The 14,973-nt window shown below is 71.3% G+C and carries 16 protein-coding genes; 6 read left to right on the top strand and 10 right to left on the bottom strand.

Annotated features, from left to right (window positions below; all coding sequences use genetic code 11):
* Positions 1-133 precede the first annotated feature (133 nt).
* On the top strand, positions 134-1,840 hold the full coding sequence (locus tag ACIA8L_RS17045; protein ID WP_395906314.1) for an ABC transporter ATP-binding protein: 1,707 nt from the start codon (positions 134-136) through the stop codon (positions 1,838-1,840).
* Positions 1,841-1,892: 52 nt separating this feature from the next.
* A complete protein-coding gene (locus ACIA8L_RS17040) occupies positions 1,893-2,129 on the top strand; it encodes a hypothetical protein (RefSeq protein WP_395905303.1) in 237 nt (78 codons plus the stop codon).
* A 7-nt stretch (positions 2,130-2,136) separates the two neighbouring features.
* Here ACIA8L_RS17040 and ACIA8L_RS17035 read toward each other — a convergent pair whose 3' ends face one another.
* The 3 genes from ACIA8L_RS17035 to ACIA8L_RS17025 all read right to left on the bottom strand — a co-directional run bounded on the left by ACIA8L_RS17035 (position 2,137) and on the right by ACIA8L_RS17025 (position 3,905).
* Positions 2,137-2,598, bottom strand: coding sequence for a TspO/MBR family protein (locus tag ACIA8L_RS17035; RefSeq protein ID WP_395905302.1), 462 nt, complete (start codon positions 2,596-2,598; stop codon positions 2,137-2,139).
* A 231-nt stretch (positions 2,599-2,829) separates the two neighbouring features.
* Positions 2,830-3,114 carry a hypothetical protein gene (locus tag ACIA8L_RS17030; RefSeq protein ID WP_395905300.1) on the bottom strand — a complete coding sequence of 95 codons (285 nt, stop codon included), beginning with the start codon at positions 3,112-3,114 and terminating at the stop codon, positions 2,830-2,832.
* Entirely contained in the window at positions 3,111-3,905 is a 795-nt protein-coding gene (locus ACIA8L_RS17025; protein ID WP_395905298.1) for an NmrA family transcriptional regulator, read from the bottom strand. Before ACIA8L_RS17025 ends, ACIA8L_RS17030 begins: the two co-directional genes overlap by 4 nt.
* 80 nt (positions 3,906-3,985) lie before the next feature.
* On the opposite strand from ACIA8L_RS17025, the gene ACIA8L_RS17020 reads away from it, so the two are divergent.
* Positions 3,986-4,450, top strand: a complete 465-nt coding sequence (locus tag ACIA8L_RS17020; RefSeq protein WP_395905296.1) for a MarR family winged helix-turn-helix transcriptional regulator — start codon at positions 3,986-3,988, stop codon at positions 4,448-4,450.
* Positions 4,451-4,463: 13 nt separating this feature from the next.
* Here ACIA8L_RS17020 and ACIA8L_RS17015 read toward each other — a convergent pair whose 3' ends face one another.
* Genes ACIA8L_RS17015 through ACIA8L_RS17000 form a run of 4 tightly spaced genes read right to left on the bottom strand, consistent with a single transcriptional unit; the run spans position 4,464 to position 8,141 of the window.
* Positions 4,464-5,324 carry a glycoside hydrolase family 88 protein gene (locus tag ACIA8L_RS17015; protein WP_395905294.1) on the bottom strand — a complete coding sequence of 287 codons (861 nt, stop codon included), beginning with the start codon at positions 5,322-5,324 and terminating at the stop codon, positions 4,464-4,466.
* 11 nt (positions 5,325-5,335) lie between these two features.
* A complete protein-coding gene (locus tag ACIA8L_RS17010; RefSeq protein WP_395905292.1) occupies positions 5,336-5,773 on the bottom strand; it encodes a nitroreductase family deazaflavin-dependent oxidoreductase in 438 nt (145 codons plus the stop codon).
* 12 nt (positions 5,774-5,785) lie between these two features.
* A complete protein-coding gene (locus ACIA8L_RS17005; protein ID WP_395905290.1) occupies positions 5,786-7,105 on the bottom strand; it encodes an AI-2E family transporter in 1,320 nt (439 codons plus the stop codon).
* Positions 7,106-7,157: 52 nt separating this feature from the next.
* Positions 7,158-8,141: a hypothetical protein gene (locus tag ACIA8L_RS17000; RefSeq protein ID WP_395905288.1), complete on the bottom strand. Its 984-nt coding sequence runs from the start codon at positions 8,139-8,141 to the stop codon at positions 7,158-7,160.
* A gap of 278 nt (positions 8,142-8,419) precedes the next feature.
* Here ACIA8L_RS17000 and ACIA8L_RS16995 point away from each other — a divergent pair, with 278 nt between their 5' ends.
* Both ACIA8L_RS16995 and ACIA8L_RS16990 read left to right on the top strand, forming a co-directional pair.
* On the top strand, positions 8,420-8,713 hold the full coding sequence (locus ACIA8L_RS16995) for a DUF3040 domain-containing protein (RefSeq protein WP_395905286.1): 294 nt from the start codon (positions 8,420-8,422) through the stop codon (positions 8,711-8,713).
* A gap of 736 nt (positions 8,714-9,449) precedes the next feature.
* Positions 9,450-10,190, top strand: a complete 741-nt coding sequence (locus ACIA8L_RS16990) for a 3-keto-5-aminohexanoate cleavage protein (protein WP_395906310.1) — start codon at positions 9,450-9,452, stop codon at positions 10,188-10,190.
* A 9-nt stretch (positions 10,191-10,199) separates the two neighbouring features.
* Here ACIA8L_RS16990 and ACIA8L_RS16985 read toward each other — a convergent pair whose 3' ends face one another.
* Together ACIA8L_RS16985 and ACIA8L_RS16980 are read right to left on the bottom strand one after the other, a co-directional pair.
* Positions 10,200-11,027, bottom strand: a complete 828-nt coding sequence (locus ACIA8L_RS16985) for an NAD-dependent protein deacetylase (protein ID WP_395905284.1) — start codon at positions 11,025-11,027, stop codon at positions 10,200-10,202.
* A gap of 4 nt (positions 11,028-11,031) precedes the next feature.
* Complete coding sequence (locus ACIA8L_RS16980) at positions 11,032-11,781, bottom strand: phytanoyl-CoA dioxygenase family protein (RefSeq protein WP_395905282.1); 750 nt, start codon at positions 11,779-11,781, stop codon at positions 11,032-11,034.
* A gap of 63 nt (positions 11,782-11,844) precedes the next feature.
* On the opposite strand from ACIA8L_RS16980, the gene secA2 reads away from it, so the two are divergent.
* The gene (secA2, locus tag ACIA8L_RS16975; protein ID WP_395905280.1) at positions 11,845-14,172 is read left to right on the top strand and encodes an accessory Sec system translocase SecA2; all 2,328 of its coding nucleotides are present in this window, start codon (positions 11,845-11,847) and stop codon (positions 14,170-14,172) included.
* A 276-nt stretch (positions 14,173-14,448) separates the two neighbouring features.
* Here the strand turns inward: secA2 and ACIA8L_RS16970 are convergent, their stop codons facing one another.
* On the bottom strand, positions 14,449-14,970 hold the full coding sequence (locus ACIA8L_RS16970; protein WP_395905278.1) for a type 1 glutamine amidotransferase domain-containing protein: 522 nt from the start codon (positions 14,968-14,970) through the stop codon (positions 14,449-14,451).
* Positions 14,971-14,973: the final 3 nt, after the last annotated feature.

Raw genomic sequence — 14,973 nt, 5'->3', positions numbered from 1 at the left:
TGAGGTACCCTCAGCATATTCGACCGAGAGGAGCTCCCCCTTGGAGCCCAATCCCCCCGCCCGCGCCCGCGGGCCCCGCAAGCTCTCCGCGAGTGAGAAGGCCGCCGAGAAGGCCCAGGCCAAGCAGGTTTCCCTGGCCCGCATCGGGCGGCTGTTCACCCAGCACCGCGGCCGCCTGGCCGGCGTCGTGCTCATCATCGTGGTGTCGTCCATCCTGGCGATGGCCTCGCCGTTCCTGCTCCGCGCGGTCATCGACCGGGCCCTGCCCGAGCGTGACGTGCGCCTGCTGGTCTGGCTCGTCCTCGGCATGGTCGCCGTCGCCGCCGTGACCTCCGCGCTCGGCGTCGTGCAGACGTGGCAGTCGACGAAGGTCGGCCAGCTGGTCATGCACCGCCTGCGCGTCGACGTGTTCACCCACCTGCAGCGGCAGTCCGTCGGCTTCTTCACCCGGACCCGCACCGGCGAGGTGCAGTCCCGCATCACCAACGACATCGGCGGGATGGAGGCGGTCGTCACCAACACCGCCACGTCGATCGCCTCCAACCTGACCACGGCGGTCGCCACCGCCGTGGCCATGGCCGCGCTGTCGTGGCGGCTGTCGCTGGTCTCCCTCGTCGTGCTGCCGCCCGCGATCTACCTGACCCGCAAGGTCGCGAGCATGCGCCGCGAGATCACCGCCCAGCGCCAGCGCGAGCTGGCCGACCTCAACGTGACCATCGAGGAGGGGCTCTCCGTCAGCGGCGTGCGCCTGTCCAAGACGATGGGCGCGGGCGGTGCCGTCATCCGCCGCTTCACCGAGTCCTCCGAGCGCCTGATCGAGCTGGAGCTGCGCTCCGAGCTGGCCGGCCGCTGGCGGATGGCGTCCATGAGCATCATCTTCGCGGCCATCCCGGCGATCATCTACCTCAGCGCCGGGCTGCCGATGACGGCCGGCTCGCTCAGCATCGGCACGCTTGTCGCGTTCACCGGGCTGCAGGCCGGGCTGTTCCGGCCGCTGATGGGCCTGCTCGGGGTCGGCGTGCAGCTGACCAGCTCACTGGCGCTGTTCGCGCGGATCTTCGAGTACCTCGACCTGCCCGTCGAGGTCGCCGAGCCCGCCAACCCCCGGCAACTGCCCGCCGCCCGGGGCCACCTGCGCTTCGAGGACGTGACGTTCGCCTACCCGGGCAGCGAGACGGCCGCGGTCGCCGGGGTATCCCTCGACGTGCCGGCCGGGACGTCGCTGGCCCTGGTCGGCGAGACCGGCTCGGGCAAGAGCACGATCGCCGCGCTCATCGCCCGCCTCTACGACCCCGGCGCGGGCCGGATCACGATCGACGGCGTGGACCTGCGCGACCTGCGGCTGGCCGACCTCGCGGGCATCGTGGGGGTCGTGAGCCAGGAGACGTACCTGCTGCACACCACCGTCCGGGAGAACCTCCGCTACGCCAAGCCGGACGCGACCGACGCCGAGATCGAGGCGGCGGCCCGGGCGGCCCGGATCCACGACCTGATCGCGTCGCTGCCGGAGGGCTACGACACGGTGGTGGGGTCGCGGGGGTACCGCTTCTCCGGAGGCGAGCAGCAGCGCATCGCGATCGCCCGGACCCTCCTGCGCGACCCCCGCGTCCTGGTCCTCGACGAGGCCACCAGCGCCCTCGACAACGAGACCGAGCGGGCCGTGCAGCGGGCGTTCGACGACCTGGCGAAGGGCCGCACCACGATCACCATCGCGCACCGGCTCTCCACGGTCCGCGACGCCGACCAGATCGCCGTGGTCGACCACGGCCGGATCGTCGAGCGCGGCACCCACGACAGTCTGGTCGCCGACGCCGGCACCTACGCCACCCTGGCGGCATGACTCCGGGAGGTCCCTGATGACGGTGGTGGCACCGCAGGAGCATGCTAGGTGCATGGGTCGTTTCCTGGTTGGTGCCATCGCGGTCGTCGTGGGCCTCTTCGTGGTCGGCGCGATCGCCTCGTGGGTGTTCCACGCCCTGTTCAGCATTATCGTCTACCTGATCATCGGCGCGCTCGTGGTCGGTGGCGGCCTGTGGCTCTACGGCAAGGCCAAGCGCGGCCTGGGCAGCACCCGCAACCAGAACCGCCTCGAGGCCGGCCTGTCCACCTGGCGTCAGCGCAACCGCTGATCGGGCTTCAGTTCCGGCGGGCGATCGCCGCGTTCAGCGCGGTCGCGAAGCCGGTCCAGGCCACATAGGGTGCGAGGGCGGCCCCGGCGGCCCGGTCGGCCCGCCACGCCCGCCGCAGCAGGTCGAGGTTCGACGCGTTGAGCAGCGCGATCTCGGCCAGCGCGGCGCGGGGCCGGCGCGCCCCGAAGAACACCGCCGTCCACCCGGCGTTGAGGGCCAGATTGGCCCCGTAGGCGACGGCGAACTCCCGCCGTGCGGGACCCCGGGACGCATCCAGGGCCCGCGCCCCCGCGAACGCGATGAGCCCGTAGAGCGGCGTCCACACCAGCGGAAACGCCCGCGGGGGCGGCTGCCACGAGGGCTTGTCGAGCCGCCGATACCACCGGTCACCCGGCCGCGTCACCAGCGACCCGATCCCGGCGGCGACGGTCACGGCGGCGGTCGTCTTGATCCAAGTGGGGACGTGCATATTTCGCTGGTACCCCCAGGGCCTGTTTTCCAACTGGGGTGGGAGCGAGGCGGAGTCCAGATTTTGTCTGCGTGCGCAGCGCGGGAGGTCGGATACCGGGGTTGTATCCGGCCTTTCGCGATGTGGGCGCAGCGCCTGGGGCGGGCCGGCCGGCGCAGCGTCGCCGGACCGGCCTGGGCGAGGGATCTGGGCCCGCCGCAGCCCTGCCCCAGTTGGAAAACAGGCCCTGGATCAGCGCGGTTGCACCTCGAGCACTCGCGTCGCCGGCACCGCCGCACCGTAGCGCTCGCGCAGCGCCGCCCGGTCCGGGTCGCGCAGGAACGCGTCCAGGCCGGACCGCCGCGCGAAGCGAATGGTCTGCACCTCGGTCTCGCCGCTGGTCAGCCGGGCCTCGAGGGCTCCGCCGTGCCGGGGCAGCAGCGCCAGCACCTCGTCCTCGTAGCGCGCCGACTCCTCCAGCGCATCAGGCACGAGCTCGACCAGCGCCACCAGCAGCAGTTCCCCGTCGTCCGTCACGGGACCAGCGAAGCACAGTACTGCGCGAACGTCCGCGCCGGCCGCCCGAGCACCGCGGCGACGACACCGGTGGGCGGGTGCTGGGGGCGGTCCAGGTGGCGGCGGTACCGGTCCATGAGCGCGGTCGCGAACGCCTCGGGCATGCCGCCGGCGATCATCGCCCGGGCCGCGGCCTCCGGCGGGACCTCCTCGAAGCGCAGCGGCCGCCCGAGGACGGCTCCGAGGATCGCGACCTGCTCGCCGTGGCTCAGCGACTGCGGCCCGGTCAGCTCGAGCACGCCGGCGCCGGCCTGCCCGAGCAGCGCCTTGACCGCGACGTCGGCCAGGTCACGCTCGTCGACGAGCGATTCCTCAAAGCCGCGGAAGGTGTACCGCACCACGTCCCCGGCCCGCAGCTGCGGCCCGAACGCCCGCCCGGTGTTGCTCGCGAACGAGCTGGCCCGGAGGCTGACCCAGGGCAGCCCGCTCGCGGCGGCGGCCTGCTCCGTCTCGCGGTTGCGGTCCCCGGCGAGCCGCGACGGCTGCCGCTCGTCGGGCTCCTCGACGTTCATCGCGGACAGGGCGACGACCCGCCGCACGCCGTGCTCCCGGGCCAGCCGGACCAGCTCCGCGCTGTGCTCACCGACGGCCCGCGGGTGCAGGAACAGCGCCTCGACCCCGCCGCCTTCCAGGACCTGCGCGGCCGTCGGCCCGGCCGCGCGGCTGATCGGGGCGACCGCCCGCCCCAGGCCGGTCAGCGTTTCGATGAGATGGCGCCCGATGGTACCGGTGGCGCCCGTGACCACGATCATGACGACTCCCGTCCAGGTATAGTAACTCCGAGACCAATACCTTACGAGTTCCATAATATATGGAACGAGGAGTAAGTCATATGAGTTCCGTATCACCTTCGCGGCGCCGGACGGCCAACGCGATCAAGGAGCGGCTCCGGGCCCTCAGCACCCAGCTGTCGCTGCTCAACCACCGCGTCGGAGCCCGCCTGGAGATCAAGGACGCCGACTTCAACTGCCTGGACCTGGTCCAGCGGCACGGCCCGCTGAGCCCGAGCGCCCTGGCCCGCCGGGCCGGCCTGCACCCGGCGACGATGACCGGCGTGCTCGACCGCCTGGAGCGCGCCGGCTGGGTGACCCGCGACCGCGACCCGGCCGACCGCCGGGCCGTGCTGATCCGGGCCGCCCGCGAGCGCAACGCGGAGATCTACGCCCTCTTCGGCGGCATGAACGGGCGGATGGACGACCTCCTGGCCGGCTACTCCGAGGAGCAGCTGGAGGTGCTCCAGTCGTTTCTGGAGCAGGTCACCGAAGCGGGCCGGGACGCCGCCGACGAGTTCAGCTGACGACCCGCCGGCTTCAGCTCACGACTCTCCGGCTCGCCGCGGCCGCCAGGAGGTGGAAGGCCTGGGCCTCGGCGGACGTGCCGGGGCGGTCGAACGTCGGGGCCCCGCAGACCGACGTGACCAGGCCGTCGACGACGAACGGGGCGACCGCGGCGCGCAGCGAGTCGGCGACCTGGACGTAGGAGTGCGGCAGCCAGCCGTCGGCCACGCCCGTGCAGGCGGTGTAGGCGAGCATCTGGGCCAGGTTGGCCTCGCGGAAAGAGGCTGGATCGTCGAGGACGTCACCGAAAAGTCCGTCGTCGCGGCGGTACACCAGGCAGGCGTCCAGAACTTCCCGCGCGTGTCCGGACAGTTGTGGCGCCAGCTCGGGTGCGTGGCGGATCGCGCGGGCCAGGCCGGCGGCGACCCAGCCACTGCCGGTGCCCCACAGCTTCGGCCGGTTGTCCGCGGCCCGGTACAGCCCGTCGCGGCACAGGTGGCGGCGATGGCCCTCAACCTGCTGCACGGCCATGTCCAGGAGACCGGCGAGCGCGAGGGTCGGCACCACCATGTAGACCGTGTCGGCCCAGATCTCGGGCGCGTCCAGCACGTGGAAGAGGGTGCCGTCGGCGGCGCGAGGGGCCCGCTCGACGATCCAGTCCAGTTGTCGCTGCGCCGGTCCGGGCTGTGTCCGTACCACTCCCGGATATATCGCCGCGGAGTTCACGGCGCCGCGCTCGTCGCCGATCGTGCCGAGCCGGCCGTCCCCGGTCTGGTGCACCACCGCGTCGCGGGAGAGGCGGTCGGCCAGGTCGAACTCGCCCGAGTCGAGCAGGGCGTGGATGGCCACGCCCTGCTCCCAGTTCTGGCGCTGCATGGCCAGCAGCGTCAGCATGACCGGGTCGTTCAACTCTGGGGCGTCAGCACGAAGACCGGGATCTCGCGGTCGGTCTTCGTCTGGTACTCGTTGTAGGACGGCCACGTCTCGTTGGCCCGCTCCCACCACTGCCGCCGCTCCTCGCCCGTGACCTCGCGGGCGGTGTAGTCCTTGCGGACCGGGCCGTCCTGCAGCTCGACGTGCGGGTTGGCGACGAGGTTGTGATACCAGACCGGGTGCGTCGGCGCGCCACCCTGAGAGGCGACGACCGCGTATTCGCCGTCGTGCTCGACCCGCATGAGCGGCGTCTTGCGGATCTTGCCCGACTTCGCGCCCAGGGACGTCAGCACGATGACCGGCCGGTCGTTGAGGGTGTTGCCCTCGGCGCCGTTCGTGCGCTCGAACAGCTCGACCTGGTCGCGGGCCCGGTCGCTGGGGCTCGGCTCGTACTCACCGGACAACGGCATGGCTGCGGCTCCTCACTGATCCTTGATCTCGCTGTCGACGCTACCCGCCCGCCGCGGCGCCGACGTCGCTTCGGCCCGCTCGTCAGCCCGCTCGTCGGCCCGCTCCTCGGCGTCCTCCGCGCGTTTCTCGTCGTCGTCGGTCGGCTCGGTCCCGGGGACCTCGCGGTTGTCGGTCGGCTCGCCGTCGGGGTGCTCGGCGAGGTAGCGGATCGCCGTGTTGCCGACCGCGAGCAGCGGGACGGCGACGAGGCCACCCACGATGCCGGCCACGACGACGCCGGTGGTGATGGCGAGGATGACCGACAGCGGGTGCAGGGCGACCGCCCGGCCCATGATGAGCGGCTGCAGGACATGCCCCTCCAGCTGTTGTACAGCGATGACGACGGCGAGCACGAGCAGTGCGCTGACCGGCCCGTTGGTGACGAGCGCGACGAGCACCGCCACGGCACCCGACAGCGTGGCCCCGACGACCGGGATGAACGCGCCGAGGAAGACCAGCGCGGCCAGCGGCAGGGCGAGCGGGACCCGGATGACGGCGAGGCCGATGCCGATGCCGACCGCGTCGACGAACGCGACCAGGACGGTGGCGCGGACATAGGAGACGAGGGTGTACCAGCTGTAGTGCCCGGCCCGCGCGACGGGGAGGCGGGCCTGGTTCGGCAGCAGGCGGCACAGGAACGTCCAGATCGAGCCGCCGTCGCGCAGGAAGAAGAACAGCGTGAACAGCACCACGAAGAACCCGGTGAGCACCTCGCCGAGCGTGGTCGCGGTGGTCAGCGCGCCCGACGTCAGCGCGCCGCGGTTGGCCGTGAACTGCTTGCGCAGCGAGGCCATCGCGTCGTTGAGCTGCTGCTGGGAGATGTGGAACGGGCCCGAGGCGAGCCAGCTCTGTATCTCGTTGAGGCCCTCGGTGACCCGCCCGGACAGGTTGTCGAACTGGTCGATGAACGTGTACACAATGACGCCGAGGCCGCCGAAGACCACGACCAGCCCGCCGACCAGGACGAGGGCCGCGGCCAACGACCGGTTGACGCCGCTTTTGCGCAGCCGTCCGGCGGCGGGTTCGAGCAGGGCGGCCAGCAGGATCGCCACGACGACCGGGATGACGACCAGGCGCAGGGCGGCGATGAGGCGCAGCAGCAGGTAGGCGGCCAGGATGAACAGCACGAGCCGCCAGGCCCAGGCCCCCGCGACCTTCACGCCGCGGGGGATACCGTCTTCCACAGTGGACGCCGGCCGGACCTCGACCGGGCCGGCGAACGGCGGAATCTCGCGCGCTGTGCTCAGCCGGGTCCGGGCGCGCTCGCCGACTTGCGTGAACCACTGCGTCATATCCCGGCGTGTACCCCTTTGGGAGGGTGATCAACCGGGTGTCCGGCCGCCCTTACTTCTGGCGGTCGTACCGGGCGAAGTCGTCGTCGTTGTCCTTGCTGGACGTGCGCCAGATGTCGCCGTTGCAGGTGTACTTCACCGGGTCGAGGTTGGGCTCCAGCTCGATCCGGCCGGCCTGGGTGCCGTCGACGCTGATCGTGACGACCGTCGTGGCCTCGCCGCCGGCGAAGGAGATCTGCCCGTCCTTGGTGCTGAGCTTCCACTCGGTGCGCCCGGCCCAGGTCGCGGTGACGGTCCGGCCGTCGTCGGTCTTGCCGCTGTAGACGGTGTTGGTGTCGTCCTCGATCGCGTTGCCGTCGTCCTTGATCTCCCAGACCTTGCCGCCGCCGGTCATCTTGACCTTGGTCAGGTTGCCCCGCTTGGCGGTGTCGGTGCCGGTGAGGTCGACGAGTTTCTGGTATGAGGTCTGCTTCCACTTCCCGACCAGGCACTTGTCGACCGGCCCGGTCGGCGAGGAGGCGGTCGTCGGCCCGGTCGGGGTGTCCGGGTCACGGTTGAGCGCGACGACGACGATGGCGACCACGACGACCACGAGCAGGACCGAACTGGCGACCAGCAGCCACAGGAACCGCTTGCTGCGCCCGCCGCCGTCGACCGCGGGCGGGGCCGAGGTCTGGTACGACGGCTGCTGCTGCTGATAGTTCGGCTGCTGGTAGGACGGGGGCGCGCTGTAGGGCTGGGACGCGTACGGCACCGCCGAGTACGGCTGCGCCGGCGGGGGCTGCTCGTACTGGTTCTGGTACTGCGGCGGGTACTGCTGCTGGGGCTGTTCGTATTGCGGCTGCTGTTCGTATTGCGGCTGCTCGTACTGCGGCGGCTGCTGCGGCTGGTATTGGGGCTGCTGCGGCGGCGGGTACTGGGGTTGCTGGGGCGGATACTGCGGGGGCTGCTGGGGCTGCTGTGGCGGGTATTGCGGCGGCTGCTGGGGCGGATAGCCACCGCTCTGGTCGGGCTGCTGCCACTGCCTCGGGTCCACGATCCCTATCCTCCCCCATGCCACCGCACGGTCACTACCTGCTACTGATCCGCAATGTTCACGCCGGCCTCGCGCGCCATTCGCCGTCGAGAATGGCATACGCCGACATCTTTCGCAGGTCGCCCGATCCGACATTTGCCGCGAAACGCCAACGCGCTGACCAGCAGAGTTCGAGTTGACGCCAACTGGTGGACCCACGGGGCCGGTTTGTGTGTGACGATCGATCGGAGCGGGTACACGTCGCGCACCGGGCGGCCCGTCGGAGGAGGTTGGGCGTCATGCTCAGCGAGAGCGAGCAGAAGCGGCTCGCAGACATCGAAGCCGCGTTGCAGAGCGACACGCGCTTCGTCAATGGATTCAACCGGGCGCTGACCCGCCGGATCACCCCCCGCCGGGTGATCTCGGTGATCATCGCCATAGCCGCCGTAGTCGGCGTCATCATCGGCCTGGCCGCCGGCAGCGTCCCGAGCACCGTCCTGGCTCTCTGCCTCATCGGCGTGGCCGGCGGCGTCTGGACCTACCGGTCCGCTACCACCGAGCCCCAAGCTCCCCAGATACACCCCGATCTCTGACCAACCCCCGCACCAGGCGCTTCGCGTTCCCCGGCCCGCTCCCCCGCGGCCGGGGATTCGCGCATTCATGGGGTTTCCGTGCTTTCCCGAAAAGTCGGGCACTTCGTGCCGCGCTCCGCTCGACTTTTCGGACTTATCGCCCGTCGGGGCATATGTCGGTAAAGTGCCGGTAAGTGGCTCCAGAACGACTAGTAGAAGATCTTCGCCCAGTAGGAGACTTCGCGAGGGCACACAGGGACTGACGCCGCGCAACAGCACACCGGCGAGCAACAGCACACCGGCGAGCAAAGCGCGGCAAGCGACGTGAGGACAGCGGCACGACACAGCGGCACGAGCACGGGACAAGCAGGGGCACCGGCACGGACGCGGGATGAGACGAGCGCGGGCGCAGGACAAGCAGGAGCGCGGCACGAGACGAGCACGGGCACAGGACAAGCAGGAGCGCGGCCCGAGACGAGCGCGGGGACAGGACGAGCGCGGGCACGGGACGAGCGCGGGCACGGGACGAGCGCGGGGCGCTACACCGCAGTGCGGCGAGCACGGGCGCTGCGGGACCAGCTGGCGGTAGTGCGCAGCGCGGTGACGACGGTGCCTGGTGGAGGTGTCGCCGGCAAGGTGTCCGTGGTCAAGGCGCGTTGCCGGGGTGGAGTTCGCTGGTGGTGATCGCGACCCGTTCGTGGGGCTGGGCGTGTGGGACTTTGCAGGGCTCGGTCCGGAAGGTGACAGTTGTGTGGTGATGTCCCCGATTGCCAGGATCAAGGTGGCGCTCAACGGCGGGCGGGCCGTTGGTGCGCACGCCGCATTGCCCTGCACGCCTGACGAGCTCGGCTCGGCCGCTCAGGGAGCGGTCGCGGCCGGAGCCGAGGCTGTGCACCTCCACGCCCGGGACAGCGAGGGGCGGGAGTCGCTCGCGGCGGAGGACATCGGGGCGGCGGTCGCGGCTGTGCGGCGGAACTGTCCGGCCACGCCCGTCGGTGTGAGTACGGGGCTGTGGATCACCGGCAAGGATGTCGGGGCGCGGCAGGAGGCGGTGGCCGGGTGGGCGGGGCTTTCGCGGTACCAGCGGCCGGATTTCGCCTCCGTGAACGTCTCCGAACCCGGGTTCACCGCCCTCGCCGCCACCTTGGCCGAGCTCGGCATCGCGGTCGAGGCCGGGGTCTGGACCCTCGACGACGCGGGTGCGCTGTCGATCGCGGGCGGGGTGCAGCGGGTCCTCGTCGAAATCATGGGGCCGGGCGACGACCCCCTGGCCATCCTGCGGCGGCTCGACGAGGTCGGTGTGCATGGTGAGCGGCTCCTGCACGGTGAGGGCGAGCGGTGCTGGGAGCTCGTCGCCCTGGCCGGGCGGCTCGGGCTGCCGACGCGCATCGGGCTCGAGGACACCCTGACCGGGCCGGACGGCGAACCGGTGGCCGACAACGCCGAACTCGTCCGCCTCGCGCTGTCGGTCTGGTCCTCCGCGCGCTCGATCGCCTGAGGGCTGGGCTCAGTTGCGCAGATCCCAGGCGACCTTCGACAGCACCGGACCCAGCGGCGCGTCCAGCAGCAGCGACGCCAGGGTGTCGCCGCGGGTCGGGCCCTGGTTGACGATCGCGACCGGCAGCCCGAGTTTGGCCGCGCGGACCACGAAGCGGCGGCCCGACATCACGGTCAGCGAGGATCCGAGCACGATCAGCGCGGCCGAGCGTTCCACCAGGTCGAAGCAGGACTGCACGCGCGGCGCGGGCACGGTCTCGCCGAAGAACACGACGTCCGGTTTCAGCATCCCGCCGCAGCCCGTGCAGCCCACGACGACGAAGCCGGCGGCCTGCTCGTCTGTAAGTTCCACGTCGCCGTCGGGGTTGACCGCCCCCGCCTCGGCCGCGTAGCCGGAGTTCGCGGCCGCGAGGCGGTCGTCCAGCGCGGCACGGTCCGAGAGCACCCCGCAGTCCAGGCAGACGACCCGGTCCAGGGCCCCGTGCAGCTCGATGACCCCGTCCGCCCCGCCGGCCTGGTGCAGGCCGTCGACGTTCTGCGTGATCACGCCCGTGAGCAGGCCGAAGGACTGGAGCCGGCCGACGGCGTGGTGGCCGGCGTTGGGGGCGGCCCGGGCGATGGTCCGCCAGCCGAGGTGGCTGCGGGCCCAGTAGCGCCGGCGGGCGATCAGGTCGCGGGTGAACGTCTGGTAGGTCATCGGCTGGGCGTTGCCGCGCCGAAGCCCGCTGGGCCCGCGATAGTCGGGGATGCCCGACTCCGTCGACAGGCCCGCCCCGCTGAGCACGAGCACGCCGCCTTTACCCACGAGCGCGCTCAGCGCCGCGACCGATTGCTCCACGCCATCAAATATGCCTCGCGACCGGAAAGTTCGAGTCCGCGAAGGGTCCGGAGTCAAAATACGCCGGTGCCGGGTGCAGGGGCGGCTGGCCGATGAAGCGCGGGCGGTCACCGTGGTGCGGCTGGGCGGCGTGGACCAGGAACGGGTGGCACAGGTAGACGTCGCCGGCCTTGCCCGTGGCCAGGACCTGCTCGCGGCGCTCGGAAGCGAGAGCCAGCCGCGGGCCGATCTCCATGAGCGGCGCCCCGCGGGAACCGTACGGCGCCAGCAGCGGGTGCACGTCGCGGTGCGAGCCGACCCGGACCCGGGTCGGGGCGTTGTGCTCGTCGACGTCGGTGAACAGGAACAGCATGAGCAGCGCGCGGCCGCGGGAGTGCATGTTGGCCCAGAAGCCGGTCTCGCCGGGCGGCGTGAAGCTGCCCTCGATGTGCCAGCCAGCGTCGTCGGGCTCCTCCTCGTGCGGGAAGCGCAGCGGGAACGAGCCCAGGGACGTGCGCGGGGTCCAGCGGCCGGGGCCGACCAGCGCGTCGAACGCGTCGAGGAGCACCGGCTGGTTGGCCGCGAGCCGGAAGGGCTCCTGGGCCATGCCGCCGACCCAGTACACCGGGCGCTTCCAGGTCGAAGGGTCACCCGGCTCGGCTTCGATCTCGGCCCAGAGCAACTCTTGGCAGCGGTCCGCCAGCGCCGGCGGTACCGCCGAATCGATCTTGAAAAAACCGTCCCGGACAAACCGCTCAATCGCCGCAGTTTCCACCGCTGGACAAAACCACGTGACGGGGCGCACAGGCAACGCAATAAGCGACGTATCGTGTTCGGCATGGGTTTGGTGAGCAAATTCAACGCGTGGCGACGGAAGCTGCAGGAGCAGCCCGGCACCACGATCGACCTCGAGCCGATGCGCGCCCTGCTGCCGGAGATCGAGGAGCGCGAGGCCGAGCTGTCCGAGCTCACCGATGACGAGCTTCGTGCCGCCGCCACGGCACTGCACCAGCGCGAAGATCCCAAGGACTTCGTCGAGGCGTGCGCGCTCGGCCGGGAGGCGGCCAAGCGGGCCCTCGACGAGCGGCCCTACGACGTGCAGCTGCTCGGCGCCCAGGTGCTGCTGGCCGGGCACGTCGTCGAGATGGCCACCGGTGAGGGCAAGACGCTGACCGCCGCGATCGCCGCCGCCGGCTACGCCGCGATGGGCCCGGTCCACGTGATCACCGTCAACGACTACCTGGCCCGCCGTGACGCCGAGTGGATGCGGCCCGTCTACGAGCTGCTCGACCTCACCGTCGGCTGGGTCAACGAGGCCTCGACGGCCGAGGAGCGGCGCGCCGCCTACGCGCGGGACATCACCTATGTGTCCGTCTCCGAGGCCGGCTTCGACCTGCTCCGCGACTCCATCGTGACGGACACCGCGGACCGGGTGCACCGGGAGTTCGCGACCGTCATCGTCGACGAGGCCGACTCGATCCTCATCGACGAGGCCCGGGTCCCGCTGGTCCTGGCCGGCTCCACGATCGCTGAGGAGGACCAGCCGACCGCGATCGCCGAGATCGTCAGCGGGCTGCACCGCGACCGCGACTACGAGGTCGTCGACGAGGGCCGCACCGCGCATCTGAGCACCCGCGGGCTGGCCAAGGTCGAGGCCGCGCTCGACGTCGACCTCTACGCCGAGGACAACGTCGACGTCCTGACCGCGGTCAACCTCGCGCTGCACGCCGAGGCCCTGCTGGTCCGCGACGTCGACTACATCGTGCGCGACGAGCGGGTCGAGCTGATCGACGAGTTCCGGGGCCGGGTCGCGCAGCGCCGCCGCTGGCCCGACGGCCTGCAGGCCGCGGTCGAGGCCAAGGAGAAGATCCGATCCAGCGGCGGGGGTACTGTCCTGCAGACCATCACGGTGCAGGCGTTCCTCACACAGTACAAGCGGATCTGTGGCATGACGGGCACCGCGATGCCCGTCGGCGACCAGCTCCGGGAGTTCTACAAGCTCGAGGTCGCGGTCATCCCGCCGCACCTGCCCAACGTCCGCAAGGACTGGCCCGACCGGGTCTACGCCTCGGCCGAGGAGCGCGACATCGCCGTCGTCGCCGAGATCGTCGCCATGCACAACACCGGCCGCCCCGTCCTGATCGGCACGCTGAGCGTCGCCGAGTCGGAGCGCCTGGCCGCCACCCTCGCCGAGGAGGGCGTCGACTGCGTCGTCCTCAACGCCAAGAACGACGAGGCCGAGGCCGGGATCGTGGCCGAGGCCGGCGCGTTCGGCGCGGTCACCGTCTCCACCCAGATGACCGGCCGCGGCGTCGACATCCGCCTCGGCGGCAGCGACGAGAAGGAGCGCGAGCGGGTCGCCGAGCTCGGCGGGCTGTTCGTCATCGGCACCGCCCGCAACGACTCCCGCCGCATCGACGACCAGCTCCGCGGCCGCGCCGGCCGGCAGGGCGACCCCGGTGAGTCGATGTTCTTCGTCTCCCTCGAGGACGAGCTCGTCGAGCGCTACGGCCCCGAGCCGATGCCGATGGGCCAGGCCGACGCCGAGGGCGCCATCGAGGACGAGGACGTCCGGTGGGCGATCGGCTCGGCCCAGCGGGTCGCCGAGACCGTCAACCTGGAGATCCACCGCAACACGTGGCGCTACAACTACCTCCTCGACCAGCACCGCCAGCTGCACGGCAAGCGGCGCGAGGAGCTGCTCACCACCGACTCCGCCGGCGAGCTGCTGGCCGAGCGGTCCCCGGACAAGTACAACGAGCTGGCCGAGGAGCTGGGCGAGGAGACGCTGCTGCGCATCGCCCGCACGATCGCCCTCTTCCACGCCGACCAGGCGTGGTCGGAGCACCTGGCCGACATGAGCGAGCTGCGCGAGGGCATCCACCTGCGGGTCCTCGGATCACAGGACCCCCTCGACGAGTTCCACCGCGAGGCGATCCCGGCGTTCCGCGGCCTGCTCGCCGAGATCGACAACCGCACGGTCAGCGAGTTCGACGAGGTCGAGATCGACGGCCCCGACTGGGAGCCGGCCGACGCGGGCCTGGTCCGGCCGTCCGCCACCTGGACCTACGTGGTCAGCGACAACCCGTTCGGCTCGGAGATGGAGCGCTTCTTCGCCGGCATGGTCAAACTGTTCCGCAGTGGAAAAGGCGTCAAGAAGAGCTAGGCCCTGTCCTGTCGGTCTTGTCGAGCCGAGACGGAGTCCAGATTTCGTCTGCGTGCGCAGCGTGGAAGGCCGGATACCGGGGTTGTATCCGGCCTTTCGCGATGTGTGCGCAGGCGGGATCTGGGCCCGGCGTAGGCCGGCAAAGATCGGCAGGACAGGGCCTAGTTTCGGGGGTACAGCGTGAGGCCGCCGCTCGGATTCGAGCGGCGGCCTTTCCCTTCAGGTACGCCCGGTCTCCGTCCGACGACCACCGCCGGCCGGTCGAACGCCGTCCGCCTACCGGTCCAGCGCGGCGATCAGCGCCCGGTTGAACTCCGGCAGGTCGTCCGGCTTCCGGCTGCTGATGAGGTTGCCGTCCACGATGAGCGGCTCGTCGGCCCAGGTGGCGCCGGCATTGCGGTAGTCGGTCCGCAGCGACGGCCAGGACGTGAGCCGCTTGCCCCGGACCGCGTCGGCCTCGATCAGGACCCAGCCGCCGTGGCAGATGACCGCGATCGGCCGCCCCAGCGCCACGAACTCCCGCACGAACTCGACCGCGTCCGGCAGCGACCGCAGCAGGTCGCCGTTGGCCACCCCGCCGGGCAGCACCAGGGCCGCGAAGTCCCCGGGCCGGGCATCGGCCGCGGTGACGTCGACGGTGAACGTGTCGGCCGGGTCCAGGTGGTTGAACGCCTGCACCTTGCCCGGCTCGGGCGAGACCAGCCGCGGATTGTGCCCGGCGTGCTCGACCGCCTTCCACGGCTCGGTCAGCTCGGCCTGCTCAATGCCTTCCTTGGATACCAGAAATGCAACATCCATACT

The organism is Dactylosporangium sp. NPDC051541, from assembly GCF_044454505.1.
Taxonomy (GTDB): domain Bacteria; phylum Actinomycetota; class Actinomycetes; order Mycobacteriales; family Micromonosporaceae; genus Dactylosporangium.
This window is presented reverse-complemented; position numbering and strand designations above follow the sequence as displayed.

Excerpts from the sequence above, each read along its gene's own strand:
- ACIA8L_RS17005 (WP_395905290.1), bottom strand. The coding sequence starts at position 7,105 with ATGACGCAGTGGTTCACGCAAGTCGGCGAGCGCGCCCGGACCCGGCTG.
- ACIA8L_RS16995 (WP_395905286.1), top strand. The coding sequence starts at position 8,420 with ATGCTCAGCGAGAGCGAGCAGAAGCGGCTCGCAGACATCGAAGCCGCG.
- ACIA8L_RS17040 (WP_395905303.1), top strand. The coding sequence starts at position 1,893 with ATGGGTCGTTTCCTGGTTGGTGCCATCGCGGTCGTCGTGGGCCTCTTC.
- ACIA8L_RS16970 (WP_395905278.1), bottom strand. The coding sequence starts at position 14,970 with ATGGATGTTGCATTTCTGGTATCCAAGGAAGGCATTGAGCAGGCCGAG.
- secA2 (WP_395905280.1), top strand. The coding sequence starts at position 11,845 with ATGGGTTTGGTGAGCAAATTCAACGCGTGGCGACGGAAGCTGCAGGAG.
- ACIA8L_RS17020 (WP_395905296.1), top strand. The coding sequence starts at position 3,986 with ATGAGTTCCGTATCACCTTCGCGGCGCCGGACGGCCAACGCGATCAAG.
- ACIA8L_RS17025 (WP_395905298.1), bottom strand. The coding sequence starts at position 3,905 with ATGATCGTGGTCACGGGCGCCACCGGTACCATCGGGCGCCATCTCATC.
- ACIA8L_RS16990 (WP_395906310.1), top strand. The coding sequence starts at position 9,450 with ATGTCCCCGATTGCCAGGATCAAGGTGGCGCTCAACGGCGGGCGGGCC.
- ACIA8L_RS17010 (WP_395905292.1), bottom strand. The coding sequence starts at position 5,773 with ATGCCGTTGTCCGGTGAGTACGAGCCGAGCCCCAGCGACCGGGCCCGC.
- ACIA8L_RS17015 (WP_395905294.1), bottom strand. The coding sequence starts at position 5,324 with ATGCTGACGCTGCTGGCCATGCAGCGCCAGAACTGGGAGCAGGGCGTG.
- ACIA8L_RS17035 (WP_395905302.1), bottom strand. The coding sequence starts at position 2,598 with ATGCACGTCCCCACTTGGATCAAGACGACCGCCGCCGTGACCGTCGCC.